This is a genomic window from Streptomyces sp. NPDC030798, from assembly GCF_055572275.1.
Genome location: NZ_JBVIDR010000002.1, coordinates 801261 through 819931 on the forward strand (window position 1 = coordinate 801261; position 18671 = coordinate 819931).

Annotated in this window: 16 protein-coding genes and 1 other RNA gene; 4 read left to right on the forward strand and 13 right to left on the reverse strand. The window is 67.0% G+C overall.

Annotated elements, in window-relative coordinates; all coding sequences use genetic code 11:
• On the reverse strand, window positions 1-4779 hold the full coding sequence (gene mobF, locus ACZ404_RS08045; protein ID WP_468437041.1) for a MobF family relaxase: 4779 nt from the start codon (window positions 4777-4779) through the stop codon (window positions 1-3).
• A gap of 349 nt (window positions 4780-5128) precedes the next feature.
• Here mobF and ACZ404_RS08050 point away from each other — a divergent pair, with 349 nt between their 5' ends.
• Entirely contained in the window at window positions 5129-5611 is a 483-nt protein-coding gene (locus tag ACZ404_RS08050) for a hypothetical protein (protein WP_468437042.1), read from the forward strand.
• A gap of 72 nt (window positions 5612-5683) precedes the next feature.
• Here ACZ404_RS08050 and ACZ404_RS08055 read toward each other — a convergent pair whose 3' ends face one another.
• From ACZ404_RS08055 to ACZ404_RS08100, 10 genes are all read right to left on the reverse strand, one after another.
• Window positions 5684-6052, reverse strand: coding sequence for a hypothetical protein (locus tag ACZ404_RS08055; RefSeq protein WP_468437043.1), 369 nt, complete (start codon window positions 6050-6052; stop codon window positions 5684-5686).
• 165 nt (window positions 6053-6217) lie between these two features.
• Entirely contained in the window at window positions 6218-6745 is a 528-nt protein-coding gene (locus tag ACZ404_RS08060; RefSeq protein ID WP_468437044.1) for a hypothetical protein, read from the reverse strand.
• A 239-nt stretch (window positions 6746-6984) separates the two neighbouring features.
• A complete protein-coding gene (locus ACZ404_RS08065) occupies window positions 6985-7302 on the reverse strand; it encodes a hypothetical protein (RefSeq protein ID WP_468437045.1) in 318 nt (105 codons plus the stop codon).
• A 147-nt stretch (window positions 7303-7449) separates the two neighbouring features.
• Window positions 7450-8028, reverse strand: coding sequence for a hypothetical protein (locus ACZ404_RS08070; RefSeq protein WP_468437046.1), 579 nt, complete (start codon window positions 8026-8028; stop codon window positions 7450-7452).
• A gap of 245 nt (window positions 8029-8273) precedes the next feature.
• An RNA gene (locus ACZ404_RS08075) (hammerhead ribozyme type II) lies at window positions 8274-8339 on the reverse strand.
• Window positions 8340-8392: 53 nt separating this feature from the next.
• A complete protein-coding gene (locus tag ACZ404_RS08080) occupies window positions 8393-8737 on the reverse strand; it encodes a hypothetical protein (protein WP_468437048.1) in 345 nt (114 codons plus the stop codon).
• A 123-nt stretch (window positions 8738-8860) separates the two neighbouring features.
• Window positions 8861-9286 (reverse strand): hypothetical protein, encoded by a 426-nt coding sequence (locus ACZ404_RS08085; protein WP_468437050.1) that lies wholly within the window; start codon window positions 9284-9286, stop codon window positions 8861-8863.
• Window positions 9287-9294: 8 nt separating this feature from the next.
• A complete protein-coding gene (locus tag ACZ404_RS08090) occupies window positions 9295-9672 on the reverse strand; it encodes a hypothetical protein (RefSeq protein ID WP_468437051.1) in 378 nt (125 codons plus the stop codon).
• Between the two features lie 575 nt (window positions 9673-10247).
• Window positions 10248-11126, reverse strand: a complete 879-nt coding sequence (locus ACZ404_RS08095; RefSeq protein WP_468437053.1) for a hypothetical protein — start codon at window positions 11124-11126, stop codon at window positions 10248-10250.
• 227 nt (window positions 11127-11353) lie between these two features.
• Window positions 11354-11620 carry a hypothetical protein gene (locus ACZ404_RS08100; protein WP_468437055.1) on the reverse strand — a complete coding sequence of 89 codons (267 nt, stop codon included), beginning with the start codon at window positions 11618-11620 and terminating at the stop codon, window positions 11354-11356.
• Between the two features lie 314 nt (window positions 11621-11934).
• On the opposite strand from ACZ404_RS08100, the gene ACZ404_RS08105 reads away from it, so the two are divergent.
• The 3 genes from ACZ404_RS08105 (at window position 11935) to ACZ404_RS08115 (ending at window position 18040) form a co-directional block, all read left to right on the forward strand.
• Entirely contained in the window at window positions 11935-12297 is a 363-nt protein-coding gene (locus ACZ404_RS08105; protein ID WP_468437198.1) for a hypothetical protein, read from the forward strand.
• Between the two features lie 40 nt (window positions 12298-12337).
• Complete coding sequence (locus tag ACZ404_RS08110; protein ID WP_468437057.1) at window positions 12338-14488, forward strand: ATP-binding protein; 2151 nt, start codon at window positions 12338-12340, stop codon at window positions 14486-14488.
• Window positions 14489-14647: 159 nt separating this feature from the next.
• Window positions 14648-18040: a tetratricopeptide repeat protein gene (locus ACZ404_RS08115; RefSeq protein ID WP_468437059.1), complete on the forward strand. Its 3393-nt coding sequence runs from the start codon at window positions 14648-14650 to the stop codon at window positions 18038-18040.
• Here ACZ404_RS08115 and ACZ404_RS08120 read toward each other — a convergent pair.
• Together ACZ404_RS08120 and ACZ404_RS08125 are read right to left on the reverse strand one after the other, a co-directional pair.
• Window positions 18034-18399 (reverse strand): tRNA lysidine(34) synthetase, encoded by a 366-nt coding sequence (locus tag ACZ404_RS08120; protein ID WP_468437061.1) that lies wholly within the window; start codon window positions 18397-18399, stop codon window positions 18034-18036. The genes ACZ404_RS08115 and ACZ404_RS08120 overlap by 7 nt on opposite strands.
• A complete protein-coding gene (locus ACZ404_RS08125) occupies window positions 18396-18635 on the reverse strand; it encodes a hypothetical protein (RefSeq protein ID WP_468437063.1) in 240 nt (79 codons plus the stop codon). Before ACZ404_RS08125 ends, ACZ404_RS08120 begins: the two co-directional genes overlap by 4 nt.
• Between the last annotated feature and the right edge of the window lie 36 nt (window positions 18636-18671).

The window sequence follows — 18671 nt, forward strand, 5'->3', positions numbered from 1 at the left end:
TTAGCTAACTGGGCCCCGGCGGGGGCCCACACCGGGGCCGGGACGCTGCTGGCGCTGCTGCTCGTCCTCCGCCGCCTGGCGGGCTCGCCGGGAGGAGGCGACCGTCCGAGCGATGTCCGGGCTGCCGGTCGGCGGCAGGCCCCGCCGGGCGCGCTCGCTTTCGCGCAGGGCGTGCAGCTCGGCGAGCCGCTGCTGGATCCGCGAGCGCTGGAAGAGTGTCAGGGCGTCGTGCAGCTCAGTCCACTGCGCACGCAGGTCGGTTTCATCGGAGCTCTCCCCGAGGGGGTCGTCCCTGTCAGTTTGGTGCAGCATGCGCCAGCTCGCCAAGGCGGTTACAAGCTCCCGCCACTGGGCCTTCTGCTCCTCGTCCTGCTCGTCGGGCGCTGGTATCTGCTGGACCCATTGCTCCGGCGGTTCCTCGCCGTCCAACACCAGACGCAAGGCGACGTCAGCGAACCCCGCGGCGGCGGCCGTGACCGCATGCCGGTCGTCGGCGTCGGTGAAGCGGGCCTCCAGGAGGCGGCGGTGGAAGGCCTCAGCGGTACGCGCCGCGATGCGTATGCCGGAGACGGGATCGTCCGGCCGCGCGCGGGCGGCAGCCCACGCCCGGGTGCGCCGACTGACCTCGTCGATCCGATCCTGGAGGGTCGCCCAGGCGTGGGCGTCGCCGGGGTCCTCGGGCTGCTCGCCGATGCCCTCGACGGCGTCGTCCAAGCCGTGCCGGACCCGCCAGGCATCCGCCAGCGCCGCGGTGCGCTCCCACAGCGTCCGAAGCTCGGTGCCGGTACTCGGGACAGGGCCCAGCATGCGCGCCCAGGCCGGCGGGTGCGCGGCCAGCAGCGCGCCGTTGTGCTCCAGCCGCTGGGAGAGCACGATGCGGCGCTCGACCAGGTGGGCGCGCCAGGCTTCGGGGGTGTCCGCGTCCCGTACGGCGGCCGAGGGAGCAAGCCAGTCCGGGAGCGGGCCCGAGTGGTCCGGCACCGAGGCGGGGCCGTGGGGGAGCTGGTCGCGCAGGCGCCGCTCGGCGCGGATGCGCTCGGCGATGATCTCGGCGCGGCGCAGTCGCTGGCGGGCCTCGTCCTGCCGGTGCAGGTTGGCGGTCAGCTCGCGGCGGGTGACCTCGATCGGCTGGCGGGCGGTGTGGCTGGCGCCGCGCCGGGGCTCACGCTGCCAGTCCTCGCGCATGCGGTCGAGAGGGCGCATGTCCCGCCGCAGCTTCTGCTCGCGGCGCAGCTCCGCGTGCTCCGCGGCGGCGGTGCGCTCGGCGGCCTGATCGCCTTCGAGGGCGGCGCGGCGCATGCGGCGCCGGGCGTCGGCGATGGCGGCGGCGAGGTCGGCGCGGGTGAGGTGACCGTGCGGTCGGCGCGGCCAAGCCGGGTGCGGCAGGCCGTTCACGACGATATGGCGGGGCTGGCCAGCCACCGCCGCGTCGGCGCGGTGCAGTTCGTCCAGCGCCTCGCGCCGCAGGCGCTCGGCGCGCTCCAGAAGGCGGTCGAGTAACGGCTCGTCGAGGTGCTTGAGCGGGCGGCTGCGGCCCGGGTCCGACTCCCGTTCGGCGGCACGCTCGGCGGCAGCGCGGCCCTCTTCCCCCCGGGCGTCGATGCGCCAGGACAGCACCGCAGCGACGTCCTCGGCGTCGGCGAAGTCGCGTTCGCCGTACGCGGCGGCGAGCAACCGGGCGGCGTCCCAGCCTTCGGCTTCCGCCTTCTTCAGCGAGCGCTCGACCGCGGACCAGGCGTCGGAGTCGATGAACGCCTCGGCCGCGCCGCCCAGGACGCGTCGGGCGAGGTTCTTGATGCGGTGGCTGACCGCGCGGGCGTGGACGTCGGTGTACTCGGCGGCGAGCTGGCCGATGCTGTAGGCACGGTCCTGCTCGGCCTGGATGGTCTCGTGCGCGGAGACCGAGCCGCGGTTGCTGCGTGCGACCGTGTCGAGCACGTGCCGCATGCTCTGGCCCTCGTCCGCGACCACGTGCAGCCGGTTCGACAGACGCCCGCGGGTTGCCATGACGTACGCGGACTCGCGGCTGGTCCTGGCAGTGATCAAACCGTGCGCGGTCACCACCGTCAGGCCCTGCGCGCGGTGCACAGTGGAGGCGTAGCCGAGTTCAGCGTGCCGTCGCAGGTAGGAGGCCGGGAGCACTACACGGCCGCCGTGGCCGGTGTGCCGGACGGTGGCGTTGCCCGCCTGGTCGAGGGCTTCGATGCGCCACTGGTCGCCGTTCTTCACGAAGTCCAGGCCTGCGTTGACCGTCAGGCGGCGCTGGTTCCTCCGGGTGACGATCAGGTCGCCGACGGCCGCCTGCAGGTCGTCGCGCAGGGCGGTGGAGCGGGTCAGGTCCAGGCGGCCGGAGGCGATCTGGAACGCCTGGGCGCGCAGGTTGAGTTCGCGGACGGCATCGGTGTCGTCGGCCATCATCAGCGAGTGCAGGCCGGCCTCGGTGTCGGTCTGCCAGGCGGCGAAGACCGAGTCCAGCATCTCCTGCGGGCCCCCGCCGACGATCCTGCCCTGGGCGAGATGCCAGGTCCACGCGTCGGCTGGATCGCCGTCGCGCAGCGCCAAGGTGGCCTCCGCTTCCCCGCCGGTGTGGAAGCGGTGCAACTGCTCCAGTTCGACCGCGCCGACCTCGCGGGCCACCAGCCGCAGGGCGCCGCCGGACTCCACCGCGCCGAGCTGCGCGGGGTCGCCAATCAGGCGGACCAGGGCGCCGGCTGCTTCTGCCTCGGCGACGATCCGGGCGAGGTTGCGGGTTCCGGCCATGCCCGCCTCGTCGACGACGATGACGTCCCCGGGACGGAGCTGGAAGGCGTCCTTGACCTTGCGTCCTTCGGCGAGCCGGTCGCGCTGAGCGATCCAGCTGTGCATCGTGTGGGCGACGGTGCCCAGGTCGTCCTCCATGACCTTCGCCGCCCGGCTGGACGGGGCCAGAGGTATGAGGCGTCCGCCGCCGGCGGTGACGGCGTCGCGCACCAACTGCAGGGCAGTGGTCTTGCCCGAGCCGGCCGGACCGATGCCGACGACGACCAGCTTGTCGGAGCAGGCGAACGCCTGGGCCAGGCGACGCTGGCCGGGGTCGAGCGGGGGCCCGCCGAAGCGGTCGGCGATGGCGGTGAAACGGTCGGTGCCCAGCGGCGGGATGACCGAGGTACGCGCGGCGTTCAGGATGCGGGACTCGGCCGCCAGGACTTCGCTGGAGGTGTAGAGCCGGGACTCGCGGCGCCGGTAGATGCTGCTGCCGTCGGCGCGTAGCAAGGGCGCGAAGGGTTGGTGGAGGTCCGGGGGAGTCAGGTCGATCGAGCCGTGCGCGATCACCTGCCGGGTGATCCGCTCAGCCAGTCCCCGGGTGTCGCCACGGCCCCGGGTCAGGCGAACGACATGGCGTCGAGCCTCGGCGAGCACATGCCGCTCACCCCACACCGAGCGCTCGGAGGAGACCACCTGCAGCACGTCCCGCGCGGCCTGCTCGACGTCGACCGCGGCGACCGGGTCCTGATCCGTGGCCGAGCGGCGGGCGATGGCACGCAGGTGCTCCACCAAGCCGTCGACCCGCGCGGCGCCGAACAGCGCGATGGCCTCCTCACGCCAGGCCGCGCGCAGATCCGAAAGCGCACGGGCCTTCTTCTTGTGCGGCCTGGACATCTGCGCGGCCTGCTGGATGAGGGCCATGCGGGCGCCGGTGTCGGGCTCCTTGCCATACCGGTGCCGGTACTGCTGAAGCAGCTTGTCCAAGTCCTTGCGGATGTCCTGGGCCCGCTTGGAGAACGCCTCGATCAGGTCGTCTTCCAGGCCGCTGATGGCCATCACGGGCCGCTTGCCGGGGGTGACCTCCCGCTCCTCAGCCTGTACTCCGAGTCGGCGGCACAACTCCTCGACCACGCGCTGGTTGTACAGCTCGCTGGCCGCAACTCCCATCGCGTACAGCAGCTTGCCGTCAATGCTGCGCCACTTGCCATCCAGCCCGCGGACCTTGTTGGCGACGACGACGTGGTCGTGTAGCAGCGGATCGCCGCGGCGGCTGTCGTAGTGCCGGTAGCGGGCCGCTATCAGGCCGCCGCGCACGTCTTCCTGCGCGATGCCGTTGATGCCGGTACGGGTCGCCAGGGCGTTCTCCTCGATCCAGGCGAGCGTCTCGGCGATGGCCTGCTCGTGGGCAGCCTGCACCTCAAGACGGGTTTCCTCATCGCCCAGCGCCCACAGGACGGAGCCGTACTTGTTTCGGAACACCAGGTCGTAGCCCGCGACCGCTTGGCGACCACAGGAGGTGTTGGCGCTGATGTAGCGGCTGAGTTCCTCGGCGTCCTTCGGGGCCCGACCGAAGTCCTCGCGGAAGGCTATGGCGCCGACACGCCCACGTATGCGCTTGCGCTCGGCGTCGGTCGCCTCGCGTCTCTCGCGCGTCTCGAAGTCCTGGATCGCATCCTGGATCAGGGCGGCGAGCGGGCCTTCGGTCTGCTCGTACTGGTAGTACCGCCGGCCGAGCCGGGCCTGTCGCACGGCGGCGGCCGGACTGAGCCCCTGGGCCTGGGCCTCGGCGATGATGTGGTCGGCGTCCGGGTGCAGACCCTCACCGAACAGGGCCTTCATCTGGGCCTCGGTGACGGTGCCTTGGACGCCAAGTTCGTCGGCCCCGCCGCCAACCCAGACGCCGGGTGGGTTGCCATCGGCCGTGTAGTAGTCGCTCAATTCACGCTTGCCCGACCGGCGTTCGTCACCGGTGGCGATTTCACGTGTGTAGTACAGGTAACCATCCCCAGCGCTGAGCTTGTGGATGGTCATCATGCGCTCAGCCTACCTTGTGACATTGTGAATGCAAGAGCTTCGACCGCGCCAACGGCGTGGTCGGGTGCAGTGAGTTGGGGAAGGCGAGGAACGAGCCGGCCAACGAGCAATCCCGGCCGTGCCGTTGGCGCGGTCCGCGCAGCGCTGGTGGTTGTCCCCAGGGGCGCTCTCCTGAGCGCCCCTGGGGACAACCACCACGTTCTGGTTTTCCACAGGGGGTGGTCCGGGCTGTCCGGGAGCGAGCCTCCGACTCGCGGACAGCCCGCCAGACGGCTAGTCAACTCGCCGTAGCATCGGCCGTTGCGTGGGGACCACAATGACCGTGTACCTACCGATGGGGAGGGCATCCATGGCAGAGCGGAGGACCACCCGCCAGCTCAAAGCGAGGGAGAAGGCTCGGGCCCGCACGGCGGAGCGTCGGCAGCGCGAGCAGCAGTTGGAGGACCTGGCGACTGCCTGGTTCGAGGCAGATGACGAGATAGCCGACAAGGAGTCCGCGGCCGAGGAGAAGATCAGGAAGTACACCGAGAAGGTGCGCGGGGAGGTGGAGAAGGAGACGGGGAAGCTCCGGGAGCAGATGAACGACGTCGTGGGCCAGATGCTGGCGCTCACCGGCGTGCGGTCCGTGGCGGAGCGTCTGGGCGTGCCCGAGGCCGTGGTACGCGAGATCAAGGCGTCCTTGGACGGCGCCGCGAGCGCTCCGGCGAGCGCAGGATCGCCGTCGTCGCCGACGCCCGTGGTGGCGCCGTCGCCGTCGGTGCCGCCGCCGTCTCCGGTGCCAGCCGTCGAGACGTCCGCTCCGTCAGATGAGTCAGTGGCCCTGCCCGGCTGATGCAGACGCACCGCGACCCCCGTCCTGACTGTTACCGGTCCAGGTCGGGGGTCGCGGCGTCTGCGGCGTGTGTCACCGGGTTCCGGGCGCCGGTGGAGTCACCCAGGAGTTCGGGTTGAGCTGGCCAGGTGCGGGCGCGGCCGGAGGAGCCGTTACCGGGCTGGTGTACTGCTGCTGGGGGACGTAATACCCCGTCGGCCGGCCGGGGTCGGCCGGCCGGTGTATCCACCGGATCTTGGCGCCTGCGGTCAGTTCGGTGCGCCACGGGTGGTCGGTGCTGAAGAGGATCCACAGCGGTTCGCCGTCGCGGGTGGTCCTCTCGTAGCGTGCGAGGCGGAACCCAACCTGGCTGCCGTCGGGGGTGTCCACTTCGATCGTCATGCCGATCCAGCCGAGATCGAGATCCTCGATCGGCGTCTCCGTCATTCTGCTGCGCGTCACGGGCTCCCCTTTCCCTCGGGCGCGTGATGCTGTTCGCGCTGATCAAGCGTGACAGTACCTCGGCCCAGGGACATGATGCGGCGCGCATTACGACATCCACGCCTACCGGCCCGGGGACACCGTGCCGGTGTCCCCGGGCCCCGAGGGCTGCGGTCGTGGCGGCGGCTACGCCTGCTGGCCGTCGGCGGTGTGCGGGATCATCAGATACAACGTGTCGGCGAAGTCGTTGAGATTAAAAGGCTCTTCGTCGGAGTCTTCTGGGCCGGTGACCTCGCGGCCGACGGCGGTGATGTGCAACGCGGTGCGTCCGGTGTGTTGCGCCGAGATGGTGAACATGGCGCAGTCCGGACTGCACGCCCCGCACGCAGGGGAGGGGTCGGCGTACCGAGGGATGTGGGACTGCAATGTCGCGCGGCCGGGCTGCTGGTCGTCCAGCTGGAAGGCGCCCAGGATCACGTCACCCTGGCGGAGCTGGTCGGCTCGTACGATGCGGGCGGTGCTGGCGTCCAGGCCGGGCAGCGGGTGCGGGTAGGTGGCCAGGTATGCCGCGATGAACAGGTCCGTGCCGGGGCCGCCGGCGAGGTTGCTGCTGGTCGGACGGATCGTGTCGTCCAGCAGGTCTACCTCCACGGTCGTTTCGCCGTCGGCACGGACCTCGAAGACGGGTGGGAAGGCTTCGGGATCGCGCAGCATGTCCCACGCCTCCTTCGCGGCGCTCAGCGGGTCGTCGGCGCAGACTTCCAGCAGACCTGGTACGTGGTCATGTCCGGATCCTCTCGGGTGTCAGTGGCGTGCTGTTGGTGGCGGAGCCGCCGGGAACTTGCCCTGTCCCTCGGCGGTGTCCGGGAGCCACGGTGGAATCCAACCTGCGCTGTGGCTCCAGGGGCGGGGGCCGGGGCGGCGCGACCGCGCGCCGCCCCGGCTGGCGTGGATCAGTAGATGAGGAAGGACTCCGGGTTCTGGCGGGCCATCGTCAGGAGGGCAGCGTCAGGGCCGCCCTTGGCCATGATCAGCTCACCGGCGAGCACGTCGATCTCGTGCTCGGTGAGCGCCCGGACACCGGACTGCTCCAGGAACTCGTCGATCGTGTCGAGAACGTCGTCGGGGTGGGTGAAGTGCTCGACCAGGCCATGGATTCCGGCCGGTTCGCTGCCCTTCCACAGCTGCACGGACAGGGTGCGCAGCACCGGGTCGAAGACCGGCACGATACGGGTGCTCTCGTCCAGGTCGATTGCGTTGCCGTAGGCCATCGCCTCTGCATCCCTTCGGATCGGATTGGTGGTGGAGTGCTGGGGGCTTGCCCTGCCCCCTTTCGGTGTAGGTAAATCTATCTCTTGGGGGGAGGAGTCAACCGTTCTCTCTTGTTGGTCAGCTGCGCGGATTTGCTGCGGGAACGGTCAGCCGAAGCTCACCGTGGTGCCGTCCTGGTGGACCGTGCCGAACCGGTGCGTGGCCGCCGAAGCGTGCAGGCGCTCGCGCGTCTCTTCGGGCACGTCCGGCAGCGCGAGGAGCGACCGCGAGGGGATAGCGTCGTTACCGCGCGCCGACATCCAGAACGCTTCTCCGGCCCGCTCGGCCGGGATGTCATTCAGCGCCTCGGCGTTGTCGGAGATGAACGCGGCGCACGCCCGCATGAACGCCTCGCGCTGCTCCAGCCCGACACTGTTCACATCCAGGCCCTCAACGTGCTCCCACTCCCGGCCCGGAGTGAGATCGGGGTCGCCGGGTGCGGGCTGAGCCTCGAACCACACCGCTTCACGCAGCGCTGCGGCGCAGAAGTCGAACAGGTACGTGCTGCGCTCGCTGACGTTGGGGGAGACCTCCGACCAGGTCCACGCCCATGCGCCGATGGCGTACCGGCCGTCCTCGCCGGGCTCCACGACGGTCGCGCAGGTGGCGGGGCCGTCGCTGTGGATGTAGCCCCAGCGGATGTGGAGCACGATGGCGGCCTTGAGCTCCTCGCCGTCCTCGGACATCTCCGACAGCTCCGGGCCTCGATGACTCGGATCTCGTCCTGGTGAGCTCGCCCGAACTCCTCGATCAACTTCCGGCAGTCGGCGGCTATCTGCTTGACGGTCTCAAGCGTGAAGCGCGGAGACAGCCAGCCGTTCCAGCGGTTGGACTTGTCTGCCACGGCCTCATATACATGCTCGCCGTCGGCGGACACCAGAACCTCCTCCATGGTGGTCAAAGCGCACCCTTCTTCCATGCCTGCTGAGTCGGGCGGCTGCCGTCGTCAGGCTCCGGGCACCACCCCGGAACGACCCCTCACCAAGGGGTTTCGGCAGTGAGCAACACGGAGTTCGAGCGGTGCCCGGCGCGCACGGCCGGGCACCGGAGTCAGCGCATGTTGAGCAGCACGGTGCCGTACGGCGTCTGGTGAAACTCCGTGATGCATGCCTTGCGCAGGTCAGCCGTGATGACCGTCCACGGGATCGGCTCGCCGTCCTCGATGTTGCTGAGGTCGAGCACGGTGCGGCCCTGGTTGTAGGCGGCCTTCACCGCGTCTTCGGCGCTGCGGCCGATCGAGATGTACCGCTCGCGTATGTCCTCCCGGATGGACCGGCGCTCTTCGCGGCGATCTTCCGGCGGCCACTCGGCGGGAACCTCGCAGTGGAGCGCGATCCATGCGAGTGCCCGCTGCTCGTGGGGGAGGGTGTATGCGCCGGTGCTCACGGAGTACATGAGCGCGCCTCGCTTCCTGGCGTGGTTGGCGGCGGAGTGTCGGGGGCTTGCCCTGCCCCGGTCGACGTAGGGGTGGTGGTGATTCGGCCGGTGCCCGGCGGCGGGCCGGGCACCGGTCTCGCTCTACTTCGAGTCGGCTACGACCCAGCGGGCCGCCTCCTTGCCCTTCCTCGGCTCGCGGATGACGTAGGGCGTGGCATCCCAGCGGTACGTCAGGATGCGCGGCCGCCAGCGCATCTGTCCGCCAACCAGCTCGCCGCCGGTCTGCACATCGGCGGGGTACTCCTCCGCGCTCAGCTGATTGAGGGCGGACGCGGCCAGGCCCAGCAGAATGCGCCACCGCGCCGGCCGCTCCGGCTTGGTCAGCACCTGCGTGCCGTCGCGCTGCGTGTACGCCACGCCGAGATCCTGGAGCGCGGCAATCGCCGTGTCCCACAGCGAGTGCACGTCATGTCGCTCGGCGTCGTCCAGGTTCGGTGACTTCGCCAAGTCCTCGGCGCGCTGCGCGATGTCCTCCAAGTGACAGAAGAGGGTTTCGAGGCTGTCCATGCCCTCGCTCACTTTCCGGTGATGATGAACTCAGTGAAGCCGCTTTCCAGTGCAAGATGCAGGTCCACCGATTCGCCGGTACCGAGCTCACGGACCCGTTTCTCGATCCAGTTGCCGCACGCTTCCAGTTCCAGCCGCTCACACTCGTCGGAGGGGTCGGCGTCCGGGCACTTGTGACCGTCGTTCCAGAATCCGTGGGCCTCTCCGAATGCCTCCATTCCGGAGAAGCGCATTCCCTTCCCAGCGTTCTTCAGGAGGGTGATGGCGTCCTCGGCAATCCGGGAGGGGTCGTCGGTGACGTACTTGGTGCGCTTCGCGCAGCGGTACGCCTTCTTGGATTCGGGATTCTTGACCTTGGTGAATTTGCCGATGCTCACCGCATACATGAGCGGGCCTCTTTTCCTGGCTCGCCGCACGCTTTTGCGCGCAGTTGGTGGTGGAGTGTCGGGGGGCTTGCCCTGCCCCGTCTCGACATAGGTAAATCTATCTATTTGGGTTATGGGGAGTCAACCCCAAACCCTCACCGACTGCAAGGAATTGGCTCCGCTCTCCGCACCCGCCATCGGCGGCCGTGCAGCGGACGTCCCCCCGCCGACCGGCCCTCATCCGACCGGCCCGCACTCGGCCGACCACCCCCGTCACCCGACCGGCAGAAGCCGCAGGACCGCCCCCCTCTCCCTCCCGGCAAAAAGAGATTCTGAGGGGGTGCCGGACGAAGCGCAGGGGAGGAACGGTACCTTTTTTCACTGCGACGGAGGAGCGGCGAAAAAAGGTTCCGAGACGACCTTGCGCACAGTCCGCCGCACCCCCTCACAATCTCCCCGCCGGGAGGGAACCACCCGCACCCCGACAACCCACTCCCACGACAGCCGGCCTACAGGGGCCGCACAATAGCCCCACCACTTCGGCCGGCTGACGGCCAGCCCGTATCGTCACCCACCCCCATTGACACAAACCACCGTCACACTGACCTCACTAGAGCCTCCGCCTCCTGGCGTCGGTAGTACTCCGTGCCGCCGACGACGAGAACGGGTTTCGGCGCCGTGCGGCGTCGCAGCAGTGTCTTGACGCGTTCGCGCCGCTGCGGCGGGGTCATCTCGTTGCGGACGGCGACCGGGAACAGGTCGGGGATCTGCCTGCGAGCGATCAGCCCGTGCTCAGGCATCACCGCCTGGGCAGCCTGCGACAGGTAGCGGGTGGCGACGTCGGGGGAAACCCTCAGCCGAGCCGCGACGGTCTCGGTGGTCAGGTTGGTGCCCTCGGCGATGGCGGCGCGCAGCAGGTCGGCGACCTCGGCGACTCTCCCGGATGGAGCCTGCGTGGCGTCCTTCCGGCCTGCGCTCTTCCCGCTGTAGCCGGGGCGCTCGGCGTCGTACCAGGCGAACCACGCGGCGACGGCGGCAGCGTCCCGCGTGTGGTCCTCCGCGGCGGGCGGGAAGGGGTGACTCGGGTGATCCGCGTACGCCTGGGCCAGGTTGCCGATGGCGCCGGGGGTCACGCCGCGCCGCCGAGCGATCTCGACACGGCGCCACCGCTCGCCGGGGGCGTGCGTCATGGGGCGCGGCTCGGCGGGCCAGCGCGGGCCGGACTGCACGTCCGTGGCCCCCTCCTTGTCGCCGAAGAGCCGCACGCGAACCCACTCCGCCGCCGTCTGCCTGTCGATGAGCTGGGTGCTGCGGGCACCGACCCGGGTCTTCGCCTCGGGGATGGGGTGGGCCTCCAGCCAGTTTCGGATCGTCTTCGGCGAAACGCCAGCGAGGTGTTCCAACTGCTTACGGGTCACCCAGGGGTCGTGCAGCGCGGCGAGCCGCTGCTCGAACTGCTCTCTCGTCGTAGTCATGGTGGTGTCATCCTGTCGTATCCCGAGCCGTACACTGATGGACGCTGCCAGCGGGAGACCTGATGTGGCCTCGTCGTTGGTGGTGGAGAAGGGCCGGCGGTTTTGCCCGAGCCAGCACGCTTCGGCGGGGCTGGTACGAGCTTCGGCTCGTAACCGTCGGCCCGCTTTGCCGTTTGCGGCCGGGGCGGGGCGGTGCCCGCCGCACCACCCCGCCCCGGCCCGGTAGGTCAGCCCGTGAGCCTGCGCAGGTAGGCGCCCGTCGCTTGGTCGCCCAGGTGGCGGCGCATCGCGGTCCCGCGCGGCTGAGGAGTGATTGGCCCGAGTGCCTGGGCCTGGGCGACGACGTCGGCCATCGCAAGATCGACCTTGAAGCGATGTCCGATGTGCGTCTCCAGATCGGCGTAGAGTGCGGCCATCCCGGGGCGCAGCCGGGCGGCGCACACGAGATCGTCTTCACTGGCCAGCACACAGAAGCTGCAGCTCAGGCGACTCATGCCCTGGTCATACACCGGGCTGTAGGGCAGCGCGGATTCCGCAATCTACTGCCAGACCTGCTCATCGGACCACGTGTGGATCGGAAGCCAGGTGAACACCGACCGCCCGCGGGTGGTGAGCGCCGAGTCCTGTGTTAGCGGGAGCTGCTGGCGGAGAGCAATACTCGACTCTGCCGAATACGTCCACGTCTGATTGCGGGCAGTGACCGAAGTCGGGACACTCATCGGCTCTCGCTCGATCTGCGGAGGCTGGTGGTCTGGCCTAGCGTGAAGGTATAGGGGGATAGCGCAAGGCACGCGAGGGGTGGTGCGTGATGGACCCGATCTCGACGGAGCTGTTGAGCGCGTTGGCAGGCGGTGTGGGTGGTGAAGCGGCCAAGCAGGCGTGGGCGTGGTTGAGGACCCTGGTACGGCGCCCCGCCGCATCGGATTCGGCGATCGCCTCCGGGGAAGCAGAACTGGACGCTCTCGAGCAAGCGCCGACGGACGTAGGCCGTGCTCAGGCCCTCAGCACCACACTCGCGCAGCGCGCAGCCGCGGATCCCGAGTTTAGGACTGGGCTGGAGCGGTGGCACCAGCAGGTGCAGGTAAACACGGGTACCGGTGACGTCCACAACGAGATCAGCGGTGGCACGTTTCATGACCAGGTGAAGCAGGGACGAGACAACGTCCACTAGGCCAGGTGGCACAAAGCCTTCGCTTGCTCAGGAGCATACGATGACCGAGCACGGGGAGGACAGGCCGCTGGCGGGGGTGTCGAACCGGATCAGCGGCGGAGTCTTCTTTCACGCGGTCATTCAAGGCCGGGACATCAACGTCCAACTGCCCCCTCAAGTCACCCCCGCGCTGAGCGCCCTCCCCGGGCCTTCGCCCACCTTCGCCGGCCGCGACGACGAAGTGGAGACACTCCTTCAATCTCTCGCGCCGGACCGCAGGGACGGGAAGCCATTTCTGGTCTCTGCGATCGCCGGCCTGGCAGGAGTGGGCAAGACCGAACTCGTCCTCCAGGTCGCCCACGAGGCCCTCAGGCGCAACGGCTGGTTCCCCGGCGGCGCCCTGTTCGTCGACCTGTTCGGCTACGACAACGACCGGCGCCTCACCCCCGAACAGGCCCTGGATGGATTGCTGCGCTCGCTGGGCATCCCCGGCGAACACATCCCCGACGAGCTGCAGGACCGCTCCCGGCTCTACCGCACAGTCCTGGCGGCCTACGCAGGACAGGGCCGGCGCATCCTGGTTGTCGTCGACAACGCCTCCTCGGCCGACCAGGCCAAGCCTCTGCTCCCCAGTGACGCGGCCACCGGGGTACTGGTTACCTCCCGCCACACACTCGACATCGGCGCCCGGCTCCATGACCTCAACGTCCTGGCTCCCGAAGCAGCTGTGGACCTGATCCGCCAAGCACTGCATCACGCGCGCGGGAGCAACGACACCCGAGTAGATGATGAACTTCAGCAGGCCAAGACCATCGCGGAGCTATGCGGCCGCTTGCCTCTGGCCCTACAGATTGTCGCTACGTTGCTTGCCGACAGCCCCACCCGACCATTGGCTTCGATGACCGAAGACCTCGCCGATGCGCGGAGTCGACTTGGCGGGCTTAGACGCGAGGACAAGGCCGTACGCGCGACATTCGACCTATCCTACGAGCACCTCAATCCCGATCAAGCCCGACTATTTCGCATGCTTTCCCTGAACGCTGGTCCAGACATCTCGACCGAGGCAGCCACTCAGCTGGCTGAGGAAGAACGACTCACCACGCAGCGCCTACTCGAAGACCTGGCCCGCGCTCACCTGATCGAGCATGGCCGGGTCTGGGGACGCTGGCGAATGCACGACCTGATCCGGACATACGCCACCGAGAAGGTCGAGTCTTTCAAAAGGACCGATCCCGATGCGACAGAAATACACGAGAAAGCACAGAAGCGTCTCTTCGACTATTATTACGATCTCGCCGACGCGGCGGACGACTGCCTTCGCACAAAGCAGCCACTTCCTGGCAGCCCCTTTAACGCCTATGGCGATGCCATGACATGGCTTGGGGTGGAATGCGACAACCTAATAGCAGCCACTCGTGCAGCAGAAAGGGTGGGAAATCTGACGTTCGCGGCACGTCTTCCTATAATTCTGAGTCAGTACCTGCAGCTTCTTCGCCGATATGATGATTTGTTGCTGCTATGCAAGACATCCATTCACAGTGCCCGCGAACTCGGGGAAGATCTGACCGAGGCCTCCGCATGGAACAGCCTCGGATTGACCCTACAGGAAGTCGGAAAGTCGGAAGATGCCCTCACTGCTTACGGGCATGCGCGCACGCTGCTACTTCGGGGTGGCAAGCTGGCGAGCCTTGCCGACCTGTACAACAATATAGGGATCGCCTTGAGGCAAACGGGCAAGCTACAGGGGGCCATTAGAGCTCATGAGTACGCGCGCGAGCTGTTCGTGAAGCTTGGCGATGAAGAAGGAGAGGCCGCGACGTGGGATAACGTCGGACTAGTGCTGTACGAGGCGGGCGGCTACGAGCAGGCCGCACAACTGCACGAAAGAGCCTTCAATATCAACCAAAGCATCGGCAACTGTCGGGGAATGGCCGTAAGTCTTGGGAATTGCGGGGCAGCATTCGACAAATTGGAACTCCCCGAAGAGGCGATTACGGCTTTTAGGCGGTCGGCTGAGATGTTCAGGCAATCCCTAGACCCTCATAGCGCAGGCGAAGAATACGCGGCTCTTGCTCGCACCCTGCGACGTGCGAAAAGAGAGGAGAGCGAGATACGTGCGGCATGGGACGCTGCAATCATCGCATACGAGGACGCTGGCGCCCTCAGCCATGCGGCCAGAACCCGAGGGGAAGCGGGGTATGAAATAGGCTGAACTCATCGAGTGCTGGCGGCGAGCAATACTCGATTCTGCGGACAGTGAACGCGGTCGGGACAGCCATCGGGCCGGCCTTGTCCGATCTCCGCTGGTTGGTGGTCTGGCTTAGCGTGGACGTATGGGGGGATAGCGCAAGGCACACGAGGATGGTGTCTGATGGACCCGATCTCGACGGAGCTGCTGACCGCGTTGGCGGGCGGCGTGGGCGGTGAAGCAGCCAAGCAGGCATGGGCGTGGTTGAGCACGTTGGTACGGCGCCCCTTCAGATTGGGCCAGACCACGTCGGATGTGCCAGCGATCAGCTCCGGCGAGACAGAATTCGCAGCTCTGGCCCAAGCCCCGGAAGACCCTATCCGCGCTGCGGCGCTGAGTCGCGTGCTCTCGGCTCGGTCGGCGCTGGATCCCGATTTCGGCGCTGAGCTGGAGCGGTGGCACCAGCAGGTCCAGCTGGATGCGACGGTGACGAACAAGATCACCGGAGGGGTGTTCTTCCACGCAGTCATTCAGGGCCGGGACATCACCGTCCAACTGCCCCCGAAAATCACCCCCGCACTCAGCGGTCTCCCCGCACCCTCGCCCACTTTCACCGGCCGCGACGACGAGGTAGGGACGCTCCTTCGAGCCCTCGCGCCAGACCGCAAGGACAGGAAGCCAGCGCTGGTCTCAGCAGTTGCCGGCCTCGCAGGAGTGGGCAAGACCGAACTCGTCCTCCAGGTCGCCCACGAGGCCCTCAGACGCAAGGGCTGGTTCCCCGGCGGCGCCCTGTTCGTCGACCTGTTCGGCTACGACAACGACCGGCGTCTCAGCCCCGAACACGCCCTGGACGGATTGCTGCGCGCGCTAGGCATCCCAGGCGAACACATCCCCGCCCATCCGCAGGACCGCTCCCGGCTCTACCGCTCGGTCCTTACCGCCTACGCCGAACAAGGCCAGCGCATCCTCGTCGTCGTTGACAATGCTTCCACCGCCGAACAGGCCAAACCCCTCCTCGCCACTGACGGTGCCACTGGGACACTCGTCACCTCCCGCCACACCCTCGACATCGGCGCCCGCCTCCACGACCTGGACGTCTTGGCACCCGAGTCGGCCGTCGATCTGATCCGCCAAGCACTGCACCATGCCCGTGGTAGCGACGACACCCGAGTAGACGACCAGCTCGAACACGCGAAAACCATCGCCGAGCTGTGCGGCCGCCTACCGCTGGCACTGCAGATCGTCGCAGCCCTGCTTGCCGATATCCCCAGCCGACCGCTGGCCTCCATGGCCGAAGACCTCGCCGACACCCAGAACCGACTCGGCGAACTCCGACGCGAGGACAAAGCCATACGCGCTGCCTTCGACCTGTCCTACCACCACCTCAACACCGAGCAAGCCCGCCTGTTTCGGCTCCTCCCACTGAACCCAGGCCCTGACATCTCCACGGAAACCGCTGCTCATCTCGCAGGATCCGAGCCACCGGTTACTCGCCGTCTCCTCCAAGACCTTGCCCGCGCCCACCTGATAGAGCCTGGCAACATCTGGGGACGCTGGCGCCTCCACGACCTCGTCCGCATCTACGCCGACGAAATAGGCTGTCTCCATGCCGAATCAGATGGCAGACCAGCAGCACTCAGCCATCTTTATGAGTACTACGCAGATACCACCGTTGACGCTTCTACCTATCTGACATATGGCGAAGAAGAAACCCATTCATGCTTCAATTCGAGGGATACGGCTCTTGCTTGGCTGGACATCGAGCGTGAAAACCTTGTCGCCATCGCCACCAAAGAAACCATTGATCCACCCATCATCGGGTGGCGCCTAGCATACTTTCTGTCCAGATACCTAGGCTGGCGCCGCCAGCTGGGGGACTTGGTGATCGTTGCCGAAAATGCCCGCGACTCGGCCCGACAGCACGAGGACCGACAGACTGAAGGCTGGGCCCTGACGAGCCTTGGCCAGGCATGCCAGGAGATGGGCAGGTTTGACGAGGCCGTTGACCATCACAGCATCGCGGTGGAAATCTTCCGCGAGCTTGGCGACCGGCAGGGCGAGGCTGCAGTGCTCAGCAGCCTAGGAACGGCGGTTCGGGAAGCCGGAAGGCCCGCTGAGGCTATTGACATAGTTAGGGAGGCGACGGAAATATTCAGAGTCCTGGGCGACCGCCACGGCGAGGGTGTCGCGCTTTCTAGCCTCGGATTGGCTCTGGGTGAATTGGGTAGGTTTTCAGAGGCGGCCCGCGCGCTCGAGAGTGCAGTCGGCTTCTTCCGTGAGACCAGTGACAGCCGAAGTGAGGCTGCGGCGCTCAGCAATCTCGGTCTAATGTTCACAAATCTTCGTAACTTCTCGAAGTCCATTGAGTCCCACAAAACTGCTGCCAAAATCTGTCGATCGATCAGCGATTGGCATGGTGAAGGGGCGGCGCTCACAAACCTCGGTCTTGCGCTTGCAGAGGCGCAGCGACCTGCTGGCGCTGTCAACGCACACAAGCGAGCTATCCGACTCTTCAGAAAACTCGGTGATCGGCACTCCGAAGCCGTGGCACTAGGCAATCTTGGTACGGCCCTGGACAGTCTCGGCCAGATACCAGAGGCGGCTAATACTCATCAGCGGGCCGCGAACATCTTTCGAGAAATAGATATGAGTCGCCTTGAAGCAATGGCTCTGACTAATCTCGGATTGAGTCGCTCGAGTCAGCAACAATTTTCAAAGGCGGTTGACGCTCACCGGCGCGCCGCTGACCTCTTCCAGGAAACCGGTAGCCACCAGCTTGAAGGAAAAGCGCTAAGAAATCTCGGAGACGCCCTATTGGGAATTCAGCGTTTCGACGACGCTGTCACTTCCTATACTCAAGCCGTTGCTATCTTTCGAGAATCCGGGGATGTGCTAGATGAAGGGAAAGCGCTGCATGAACTCGGTATCGCCTTGTATGAGGCGGGGCGCTCCGCTGAAGCCATCGATGCATGCAACCAGGCCATCGATGCATGTATGAAGGTTGATAACCGCAAGGGTGCAGGTGCTGCCTTGAATACACGAGGCCTTGCACTCCGTAAGATGCGGCGTTTTGACGAAGCTATCGAAGCTCTTCACGAGGCCCTGGCTCTTTTTATTGAACTCGGGGACCTGGGGCGACAAGCCCAAGTCGTGGAGAATCTTGGTGACACATTTAGAAGAACGAGCCGTTTCGACCAGGCCATCATGGCCTTTATTCATTTGGCGGAAACTTATGGGAAAATAGGCGACCGTCAGCGCGAGAGTGACGAACTAGTCAGAGCCGGCCGCATCTGCCTACAGATTCGTTGGTTTGAGCAGGCACGCATAGCCTTCGTTAGTGCTTTCGCCATCTGCAGGGAACTTGGCAGCTACAAGCATGAAGCCGAGGCGCTGGGCAACCTCGGCTGCGCCTTGGCGAAACTTGGAAAGTTCGAGGAATCCATCGATGCTCACCAGACGGCAGCCGATATTTTTCGACAGAGTGGGGACCGTCAGAAGGAGAGGGAACAGTTGTATAACTGTGCTTCTGTACACAATGAACGGTGGCTGAGGCTACGTGCGGCAGGTTCTCAATAGCAGAGCCGTGTAATATCGAACACTTGCGCTAGATCACATTCCGCGCTCCTCGACCTGCTCCAGAAGGCGCCCTGCTCGCGGCTGCGGACCTCAAAGCGCAGCCCGTAGTGCCGCGCGTGCAACTCGGCGAGCTCACGGCTGCCGCTCCACTCGACCCGGCCCAGGTCGCAGTGCACAACCACGATCTTGTCCAGCGCGCCGACGTGGGCGGCCAGCCCGGCCACGTAGGAGACCATGGCCTGCGAATCCTTGCCGCCGCTTGAGTTCAGCACGACAAGATCCGCGTTGCGGAGCAGGTCCAGCGGATCGTCGCCGGTCATGGTCGGCTCCTCGAAGAGCGACATCTGGGCGGTCGTCATCGCACGCCCCCCGCAGCGCTCGGCCGGCTCGGCGTGGCCGGGCGCGGCGCCAGGACGCCAAGACTGACGGCAAGCGCTTCGATCTCGGCCTCTTCGCGGGTCTGCTCCGGCACGGCGTACCGGACCGAGGGGGAGGGCAGCGCGCGCAGGCCGCGCGCGACGGCGAGGGCCTGGGTGGTCCAGCGGGCGAAGCTGACTTCACCCGTGACCACCCGGCGGGGTGTGGTCTTGGACATGTGCGTCCCTTCGTTGTGGTGGAGAGCCCGGCGGCG